The sequence below is a fragment of the Methanomethylovorans sp. genome (genome assembly GCF_041305605.1).
Classification (GTDB): Archaea; Halobacteriota; Methanosarcinia; order Methanosarcinales; family Methanosarcinaceae; genus Methanomethylovorans.
The window spans coordinates 1-8401 of the sequence record NZ_JBFYLB010000072.1 but is presented as its reverse complement, the minus strand read 5'-3'; the positions used below and the strand labels follow the sequence as shown (position 1 = coordinate 8401).

The following is an 8401-nucleotide window of genomic DNA, read 5'->3' as shown; positions in this document are numbered from 1 at the left end:
TTGCATTGCCTCCCAGATCATAGGTAACATACTTGCCTTCGGATATGACGCGCTCAGTAGCCCTGAATATGGCTGCTGACTTCTCTGATTCACCGAGGTATCCTAGCATCCAGGCACCTGCGAGTATTGTGGCCACAGGGCTTACTTTGTCCTGCCCGGCATATTTGGGAGCTGAACCGTGAGCTGGCTCGAACATGGCGAAGTTATCACCGATATTGGCTGAATATATCAGACCAATGCTTCCCACAAGAGCTGCACACTCCTCACTAAGCACATCCATGAACAGGTTCGTGGAGACCAGCACCTTTTTGTTAAAGATCTGTGGATTCTTGATCAGTTGCTGGGCGATATTATCAATGTGGTATTCCCACACTTCAATGCCGGGATAGTTCAGAGCTGCCTTGTTAACCTCTTCCAGGAACAGGCCGCATGTTCTCCTTAGAATATTACTTTTGTGAATAGGGACAACAGCATCGTAGTTTCGTTTTTTTGCCTCTTCAAAGGCGTATCTTGCAACTTTTCCACTTGCTGTGCGTGTAATCTTCCTTATGGCTATGGCCACATCATCAGTGAGGCGTATTTCCTCGCCGATATACAATCCTTCAGTACCTTCACGCACGCACACGAAATCCACATCACCAAGGGGTCTGGGGGTATTAGGAAAGGTCTTGATGGGTCGCACGTTGGCATATAGATCATACTTCTGCCTGATGGAAACAGCCACGCTCCTTGGGGCACCCACTATTGTCGGTGTTGTCGTTGGACCTTTGAAACATGCATCTGAACTATCAAGGATCTCCCAGGTTTCATCCGGGACAAGGGAATTTCCACCATGCTGCTCCCACCATGTGGCACCTGCATCACAGGTTATGAACTCCACATCAGTTCCGGCAGCTTCCATTACCTTGAACATCGCATCCACCAGTTCGGGACCTACTCCATCTCCTTTAATTACTGCTGCAGTCTTGCTCACTATTAATCACCGACCATTCTAAAGGCATACGTCATTTTTAAGCCTTCGCCACAAACACGAAACTTTAATCCCGCCGGGGCACATATAACCAAACATGACAGGTAATTTCCCCATAACAGACGAACACATGCATATAGATCCCAGAGGCAAAGGACTTGGAGCTGTCAAAGAGTTCCAGCAGGCGGGGGGAACACACATATTCCTTGTAATGAAGCCATCCTGGACACTAGGGATCAAAGTTACCAGGCCTGAGGACCAGATAGCTGTTTTCGAAGAGACCATTGAGGTCTCCAGGCAGATCAATGAAACCGGAGTGACATCTTTCCCTGTGCTGGGCGTACATCCTGCAGAGATCACACACCTGCTTGAGTATATGGACCTGCAAACTGCAGTGAGGACCATGAAAGGAGGCTTGGACATAGCTGCTGAATTTGTTAAAAAGGGACTTGCTGTAGGTCTGAAGAGTGGAAGACCACACTATCCGGTCACACCCGAAGTATGGAAAGCTTCCAATGAGATAATGGAACATGCTTTTACACTGGCAAAAGACTTGGATTGTGCCGTGCAGCTGCATACGGAAAGCGTAGGAGAGCCTGAGCTTGAGGACATTACTGCCCATGCCAGAAAAACAGGCATCAGGCTTCACAAAGTGGTAAAGCATTATGCTCCCCCGCTCGTGGGTGCCTGTGAAAGGCTTGGAATATTCCCCGGGGTACTGGCAGGCAAGGGAGCTATAGAAGAAGCATTGACCCAAGGCACCAGATTCATGATGGAAACAGATTATATCGATGACCCGCAAAGACCAGGCGCTGTGCTTGGCCCAAAGACCATCCCTAAAAGGACAATAAAACTTGCCGAAGAGTACGGAGAGGAGCCCTTCTGGAAGATCCACAAGGAAAACCCCGAACTTGTATATGATGTTGATATCGAGCTTTGAAACTATATGATAATTTATTCCACAAGCAGAATATAGATATCCATCACATTTGTACCCGTCTGGCCTATCTTGTGCAGATCACCAATGCCGTCAAAGAAATTGTAGGAATCATGAGAATTCAGCATGGACCTTGCATCCAGACCTTTCATTGAGCCTTTCTCCACGCTGTCACCATCAGCGAATGCTCCAGCTGCATCGGTGGGACCATCGATACCATCCGTACCGGCTGCAAGGAATAAAAGATCTTCAAGACCTTCCACCTCTATCGCAAAGGAAAGTGCCATTTCCTGGCATCTGCCACCCTTGCCTCCATTCTTTACGGCAACAGTCGTTTCCCCGCCAGCCAGAATGCAGGAAGGCCTTGACATGGGTCTTGCATGGAGCAACTCATTTCTTCCTAAAGCGGAAAACACTTTGGCTATCTCTTTAGACTCACCTGTGATATAGGAACTTAACAACAAAGTGTTATATCCCATCTGTGATGCTTTCTTTGCGGCAGCGTCAAGAGCAATGCAATTGGTGCCTATAAGCTTGTTATAACAAATATCGAATACAGGATTTCCTGCTTTAAGCGTTTCTTCCACCAATCCGTTCAATCCATCCTCCAGTAAACGACTTATGGAAGGGAGAAGTGTGATATGGTATCTTTCCACAATATCATTGAAGTCCTCGAATGTGGAAGAATCGGGTACAGTAGGTCCGGAAGCAACTACATCAAGAGGATCACCCACCACATCCGAAAGCACAAGACTGATCGATTGTGCAGGGAAAGCCATTCTTGCAAGACCTCCACCCTTTACTGTAGAGAGGTGCTTTCTTACGGTATTGATCTCTTTTATCGTTGCGCCTGAGGTAAGCAAAGCTTCATGAAGCTTGACAAACTCCTTGAAAGATACATCCTTACGCGGAAGTGCGAAAAGAGAAGAACCGCCACCAGATATGAGAAAAATGACAAGATCATCCTCACCTGCCTTAGATAATATTTCCTTTACCATCTGGCCAGCTTTAAGGCTGTTCTCATCAGGAACAGGATGTGCTGCCTCATAGACCTCTATACGTTCAAGCTGGCCCCCGAGACCGTATTTGGTAATTGCTAAACCCTGAAGAGGTAGGTCATATAGAATTTCGTCAAGAGCCTTTGCCATGGGCACCGAGGCTTTTCCAAAAGCTATGACATATATCTTCTGATATTGACCCAGATCGTATGAACGATTTCCTACCTGTAACGTGTTCTTATCTCGTGCCAATGCCCTTTTGACAGCAACAGAAGGCTCCACAGCCTCTATGGCACTTTTAAAGATCTCAGCTGCATTTTCTTTTAGACCATTGTGCATAATCTATTCACTCAAGAAACTCTGTTCTTATTCATTGCCTGCCTTACTTTCCCATATGACTTCCTTTAACCTGACTGTAAGCCTACATTTATGGACCCATAACTTATCAGGTATATCTGTCCATCATCTACAAAGATCGCCACTACGGGAAACTGTGCCAGAACACACCTTTTTCCATCTACTTAAATCTTCTCAAATTATTCGGTTATATAGCTTTTCAAAAACAAATATAAGCTGAATATAAGATATCCGTCTATAGTTCACAAAGCCTGCACACAGAGCTTTCACATGCCTTATTACTGAACTTCCATTTAAGACCCCATGCCTTGATGTCTCGTATTATAGATATGAAGTCCTCCCCGCTGGCAGTAAGCGAATACTCACAGCGTACCGGAAGTACGGAGTCATCTACAACCTTCTGTATCAAGTCCTGTTCCTCCAGTTCCTTCAACCTGGCCGAAAGGGTCTTGGGGGTAATATCCTTCAACTTGCGCTTAAGTTCATTGAAACCTTTTTCCCCCTTTTCACCCTTATGAAGTTCAAATAAGATGTAGAGGGACCATTTTTTGCCTATTATGTCCACTGTCTTGTAGACGGTACAATCCTTCATAGTATCCACATAGAAACTACATAGTATATAAGTTAATATCTTACTTATACTTAATATCTTAAAGATACTGAATGAAGTGAGAAAAAATGGCAGATCAACCTGCTAACCCATTTAACGGAATGATACATTATGCAATTCCTCAGCAAAACCCCTTCCGGGAAAGTACTTACAACCTCTGAACTGGTAGGTTATCAGGAAGAGGCAGTCGTCAGCCGCACTCTCTCACAAACAAGGAATGGTACCGTCACTGTTTTTGCCTTTGATGAGGGACAGGGACTGAGTGAACATACTGCACCTTTTGATGCAATGGCATTCCTGCTGGAAGGAGAAGCCCAGGTCAATATACAGGAAAAAGAGCATCTACTGAAGGCAGGAGAGATGATCATAATACCTGCGAACCAGCCCCACAGCCTGATGGCTTTGAAGAATTTTAAGATGTTATTGGTCATGTTACGCTCCTGAGGTGCAAAATGACAGATGATCAAACGAAAAAGATAGCAGTAATAAGATGTGACATAGTTTCAGAAGCTTGTCCGGGTGTCGGTTGCTTCATGGCGTTTAATAAGAGAAAGGAACATTTCAGGGAATATGGAAGTAACACTGAAATGGTGGCCTTCTTTACCTGCGGAGGATGTTCCGGACGCAGAGTATATCGCCTGCTAAAATCACTTGAGAAATTCAAAGTAGACGTGGTACATCTCAGTTCATGCATACAGATGGATAACTATCCGAAATGCCCTTACATAGAGGAAATAAAAAGAACAGTGAGGAATGCAGGCATGGAACTGGTGGAAGGTACACATCATTAAGGGTAACGGGAGGAGCTATGGTACTAAGAACAATAGTGAAAATCGATGAAGAAAAATGTAACGGCTGCGGAAAATGCATATCTCCCTGCGCAGAGGGTGCTATAAGGCTTGTCAACGGCAAAGCCAGAGTCGTATCAGAAGAGCTTTGTGATGGCATGGGCTTTTGTATAGGCGTGTGCCCGCAGGGAGCTATATCAGTGGAACAGAGACAAACCGTTGAATTCAACAGGGAAAAGGCAGAGTCACAGCCTCGCAGTACGGATATCTCCATAAGATGTTTTAAATGCGGAAAAGGAGAGAATGAGAGATATCTTATGCCTCTGCGTCATAAAATGGAAAGTATCTGGGTGTGCACACGCTGCCTGCCATCACTGATACACGGATGAGAATATGCCGAAGATAAGGATCCTCGAACCAATCGACAATCTTTGCGATTACACATTCAATTTTTGCTGGAACGACAGCAAACTGCGGCCTGAAGATATAATACATTTCCAGGAAGGCACATATTTCACATACGCAGACCTTGTAGCTATGCTCAAGGCGGGTGGAGATCTACACATCGAGGGAAATGTAGGGAAAAGGCTCGCTTACAGCATGGGCACCGACCTGAAACACCTTGGCGGCACAGGTAAGATGGAAAAAGCGGGAAATGTGTTCGTCGAAGGTGACGTCGGCCCTGAAGCTGGCATGGGAATGGCATCCGGCAGCCTGTATGTAAAAGGCAATATAGCTGAACCGTTGGGAAACCTCTTAGAGGTAACTTCTGATGTAGAAGGTTACAGGAAATTCCGATCCATAACTGACATACTCTGCAATGGACCCGGCAAAGATGCACTAAAAGCTAATTCACTGACTGAAAATACCCTTAAATTGAATGATGGCATTCTGCGGGGAACAATAGGAGCAAGGTGCAACTGGCAAGGCACTATTGTTGTAGAAGAAGATGTCTATAACGGCACCGGTGTTCTTATGCAACAAGGCACGATCGTTATCAATGGAAATGCAGGCATGAACACGGGTTCGCACCTTAATGGAGGGACGGTCGTGGTGCATGGAAATGTAGGTGAGTTTTCTGGTGCATATATGAAAGATGGCAAATTGATCTTTATGGATGCAAAAGGCTATGTGGGTGCTGGCATGACAGGAGGAGCCATATATTCAAAGAAAAAAGCCAGTACCAGTCCTCCGGCAGCTAAAGCCAGAATGGAAAAAGAGGATATCGAACTAATCCGCAAAACCATGGAAACCGGCCGTGTGGAATCCATGCTCTTTAACAAATATGAACCTGAAAAGGAAAAAGAAAAGTTCGTGGCAGTGCATATGAGAGATGGGTCCATAGTTATGAGGAAGATCTGAATATCTTATGCCTTAGGGAAAGTTGCCCAGAAAACACTTCCCTTACCCTTCGGATTGTCAGTTACGCCCAACTGCCCACGGTGAAGATCTACTATTCTTTTGGCTATTGCAAGACCAAGACCCGAACCTTTTATTGCACTTTTCTCCAATCTCTTGAAACGCTCAAAGACAGCTTCTTTAAAATCTTCGGGTATACCCTCACCTTCATCAGCAAAACATACCTTCCATGAATTGTCGGCATCCATTATGTTAATGTCTATCCTTCCACTCTGAGGGCCATACTTAAGTGCATTCGACAGGAAATTCACAAATACCTGTTCCACCAGGGGATTAACATTTGCATGATATAGACCAGAAGGAGAAAAAGATAGTTTGACATTCTTTTCTGAGATCTGGATCCGCATGGATTCAATGACATTGTTGATGATACTCCCAATATCCATCTTTTCAAGGGGTATATTGTCAATGCTATCAAGTTTTGTAAAAGAAGCTGCATCCTCTATAAGCTCCATAAGCTTCTGATTTGACCTGGATATATTCTTAAGATATTGAAGCTTCTTAACATCTGTTTCTATTTCCAGCAAAAGGTCCGTGTAACTGTCAATTACACCTGCAGGGTTGATCAGATCATGCCGCAGTATGTCCGTAAAAAGATCTTTCATCTCATTGGAATGCTTCAGCTCAGCAGCATATTGCTGTAATTTATGTTCCATACTCCTGCGTTCTGACACTTCTTCTTTGAGCAATTTGTTGTATCTATGAACATATATGCCATAAAGTGCCAGAAGAACTATTACGATGAAAAGGTGGACTATCCACACCCAATAGATGTGTATGGTCCGCAAAAGAGATATTTGACCATATTCTCCACCGGATACAAAAGATGATGAACCCAAAGCTGGACCATACTGTTGGATTGTGTCACATATCTCGCTTCCGCCAACTAAATGAAGAAAAAAGACCGACACTATCAAAAAAAGAAATATTATTCGATACATGCTTCTGCTTTTTTTCAACATTCAACCTCTGGAAATAAGGTGGGAATAATATATACAAGTCAAATATATACTTTATGATAGAAGGAAGTTAACTTCTTCCCTACTTAATAAGAACGAAAAGACAAATAAGAAATGAGATCAAAAAAGATATAGGAGTATAATTGATGAAGTGGGAGGCAAAGATTATGGAAAAAGCCACATTTGCAGCAGGATGTTTTTGGGGAGTAGAAGCTAATTTGAGAAGAGTTAGAGGAGTAATAGCAACAGCAGTAGGCTACACTGGTGGCCATTTAGAAGATCCGACATATAAAGATGTCTGTACCGGAAAGACAGGACACGCTGAAGCAGTTGACATTGTCTTTGACCCTGCGGTCGTAAACTATGAACAATTGATTGAAGTGTTCTGGAACATTCATGATCCAACCACACCCAACCGGCAGGGACCGGATATTGGCACGCAATACAGGTCAGTGATCTTCTACCACAGCGAAGAACAAAGATCGACAGCCATCGCATCAAAGGAAAGAGTTCAGAACTCTGGGAAGTTCAAAAAACCTATAGTTACTGAAATAGTGCCTGCATCAACCTTCTACAGGGCAGAGGAATACCATCAGCAATACTTTGAAAAGGGAGGCGTGGGTGGATGCAGGATCTCCTAGGGTCATTCCAGCCTGATGAATTTAAGAAGATTCGTTCCTCCCTGTTTTCCATGTCCGGCAGTTTGCCCTTGGGTAATTATCACCAGTTCTCCGGGAGCATAAATAGCATATTGCCTGAGCTTTGCAAAAGCCGTATATTCCCAATCGGTGACCTGTCCTTCCACGAATATTGGAATAACCCCATACTGGAAGGCCAGACGATTGCAAGTGTGCAGATACCTGCTAAAACCTATGATCCAGGCATCAGGCCTGAAACGGGAAATATGCCTGCAAGTCTCTCCGGATACAGTAGGCACAAGTACCTGCTTGATAGGTAATTGTTGCAAAGCTTCGTTTATCTGCAGGGAGATGATATCATCGATCTGCAATTGCATCTTGGTCATGGCCTTCTTCATCTGATATATGCCTGTTTTGGAGGTACTGCGCCATTTTTCAGTTTGTCTGGCAATCTTTGCCATAATTTCAACAGTTGCCAGCGGGTATTTACCTACTGCGGTCTCAGCTGATAACATAACAGCATCTGTACCATCTATGATAGCATTGGCAACATCAGTTGCCTCAGCACGTGTGGGGCGTATGTTAGATGTCATGGATTCCAGCATCTGTGTGGCTGTTATTACCGGAATGCTGCGAAGGTTTGCCTTGTGGATTATCTTTTTCTGAACTATCGGGACATCCTCTATCGGGATCTCCACACCCAGATCACCCCGCGCGATCATTAT

Annotated in this window: 11 protein-coding genes; 6 read left to right on the top strand and 5 right to left on the bottom strand. The window is 44.4% G+C overall.

Annotated elements, in window-relative coordinates; all coding sequences use genetic code 11:
- On the bottom strand, window positions 1–973 hold a 973-nt coding region (locus ACCM36_RS04720), incomplete at its 3' end, for an isocitrate/isopropylmalate dehydrogenase family protein (protein ID WP_370572589.1).
- 94 nt (window positions 974–1067) lie between these two features.
- On the opposite strand from ACCM36_RS04720, the gene ACCM36_RS04715 reads away from it, so the two are divergent.
- On the top strand, window positions 1068–1910 hold the full coding sequence (locus ACCM36_RS04715; RefSeq protein ID WP_370572588.1) for a TatD family hydrolase: 843 nt from the start codon (window positions 1068–1070) through the stop codon (window positions 1908–1910).
- 14 nt (window positions 1911–1924) lie between these two features.
- Here ACCM36_RS04715 and ACCM36_RS04710 read toward each other — a convergent pair whose 3' ends face one another.
- Complete coding sequence (locus ACCM36_RS04710) at window positions 1925–3244, bottom strand: glycerate kinase (protein WP_370572587.1); 1320 nt, start codon at window positions 3242–3244, stop codon at window positions 1925–1927.
- Window positions 3245–3497: 253 nt separating this feature from the next.
- Window positions 3498–3854, bottom strand: coding sequence for a winged helix-turn-helix transcriptional regulator (locus ACCM36_RS04705; protein WP_370572586.1), 357 nt, complete (start codon window positions 3852–3854; stop codon window positions 3498–3500).
- A 129-nt stretch (window positions 3855–3983) separates the two neighbouring features.
- Here ACCM36_RS04705 and ACCM36_RS04700 point away from each other — a divergent pair, with 129 nt between their 5' ends.
- The 4 genes from ACCM36_RS04700 to ACCM36_RS04685 are packed head-to-tail and all read left to right on the top strand — an operon-like array spanning window position 3984 to window position 6022.
- Window positions 3984–4316, top strand: coding sequence for a cupin domain-containing protein (locus ACCM36_RS04700; RefSeq protein WP_370572585.1), 333 nt, complete (start codon window positions 3984–3986; stop codon window positions 4314–4316).
- A gap of 8 nt (window positions 4317–4324) precedes the next feature.
- On the top strand, window positions 4325–4663 hold the full coding sequence (locus ACCM36_RS04695) for a CGGC domain-containing protein (RefSeq protein WP_370572584.1): 339 nt from the start codon (window positions 4325–4327) through the stop codon (window positions 4661–4663).
- A 17-nt stretch (window positions 4664–4680) separates the two neighbouring features.
- Entirely contained in the window at window positions 4681–5049 is a 369-nt protein-coding gene (locus tag ACCM36_RS04690) for an ATP-binding protein (RefSeq protein WP_370572583.1), read from the top strand.
- A gap of 4 nt (window positions 5050–5053) precedes the next feature.
- A complete protein-coding gene (locus tag ACCM36_RS04685; protein ID WP_370572582.1) occupies window positions 5054–6022 on the top strand; it encodes a formylmethanofuran dehydrogenase in 969 nt (322 codons plus the stop codon).
- Window positions 6023–6027: 5 nt separating this feature from the next.
- On the opposite strand, the gene ACCM36_RS04680 is transcribed toward ACCM36_RS04685, so the two are convergent.
- The gene (locus ACCM36_RS04680) at window positions 6028–6918 is read right to left on the bottom strand and encodes a sensor histidine kinase (RefSeq protein WP_370572581.1); all 891 of its coding nucleotides are present in this window, start codon (window positions 6916–6918) and stop codon (window positions 6028–6030) included.
- 287 nt (window positions 6919–7205) lie between these two features.
- Between ACCM36_RS04680 and msrA the strand changes: the two genes are divergently transcribed.
- On the top strand, window positions 7206–7679 hold the full coding sequence (gene msrA, locus ACCM36_RS04675) for a peptide-methionine (S)-S-oxide reductase MsrA (RefSeq protein WP_370572590.1): 474 nt from the start codon (window positions 7206–7208) through the stop codon (window positions 7677–7679).
- A 2-nt stretch (window positions 7680–7681) separates the two neighbouring features.
- On the opposite strand, the gene ACCM36_RS04670 is transcribed toward msrA, so the two are convergent.
- The coding region (locus ACCM36_RS04670) for a pyruvate kinase (protein ID WP_370572580.1) at window positions 7682–8401 on the bottom strand (720 nt) is incomplete at its 5' end.

What these genes read in the sequence shown, in the direction of transcription:
- ACCM36_RS04710 (WP_370572587.1), bottom strand. Translation starts at nt 3,244, where the DNA reads ATGCACAATGGTCTAAAAGAAAATGCAGCTGAGATCTTTAAAAGTGCC.
- ACCM36_RS04705 (WP_370572586.1), bottom strand. Translation starts at nt 3,854, where the DNA reads ATGAAGGATTGTACCGTCTACAAGACAGTGGACATAATAGGCAAAAAA.
- ACCM36_RS04695 (WP_370572584.1), top strand. Translation starts at nt 4,325, where the DNA reads ATGACAGATGATCAAACGAAAAAGATAGCAGTAATAAGATGTGACATA.
- msrA (WP_370572590.1), top strand. Translation starts at nt 7,206, where the DNA reads ATGGAAAAAGCCACATTTGCAGCAGGATGTTTTTGGGGAGTAGAAGCT.
- ACCM36_RS04700 (WP_370572585.1), top strand. Translation starts at nt 3,984, where the DNA reads ATGCAATTCCTCAGCAAAACCCCTTCCGGGAAAGTACTTACAACCTCT.
- ACCM36_RS04685 (WP_370572582.1), top strand. Translation starts at nt 5,054, where the DNA reads ATGCCGAAGATAAGGATCCTCGAACCAATCGACAATCTTTGCGATTAC.
- ACCM36_RS04690 (WP_370572583.1), top strand. Translation starts at nt 4,681, where the DNA reads ATGGTACTAAGAACAATAGTGAAAATCGATGAAGAAAAATGTAACGGC.
- ACCM36_RS04715 (WP_370572588.1), top strand. Translation starts at nt 1,068, where the DNA reads ATGACAGGTAATTTCCCCATAACAGACGAACACATGCATATAGATCCC.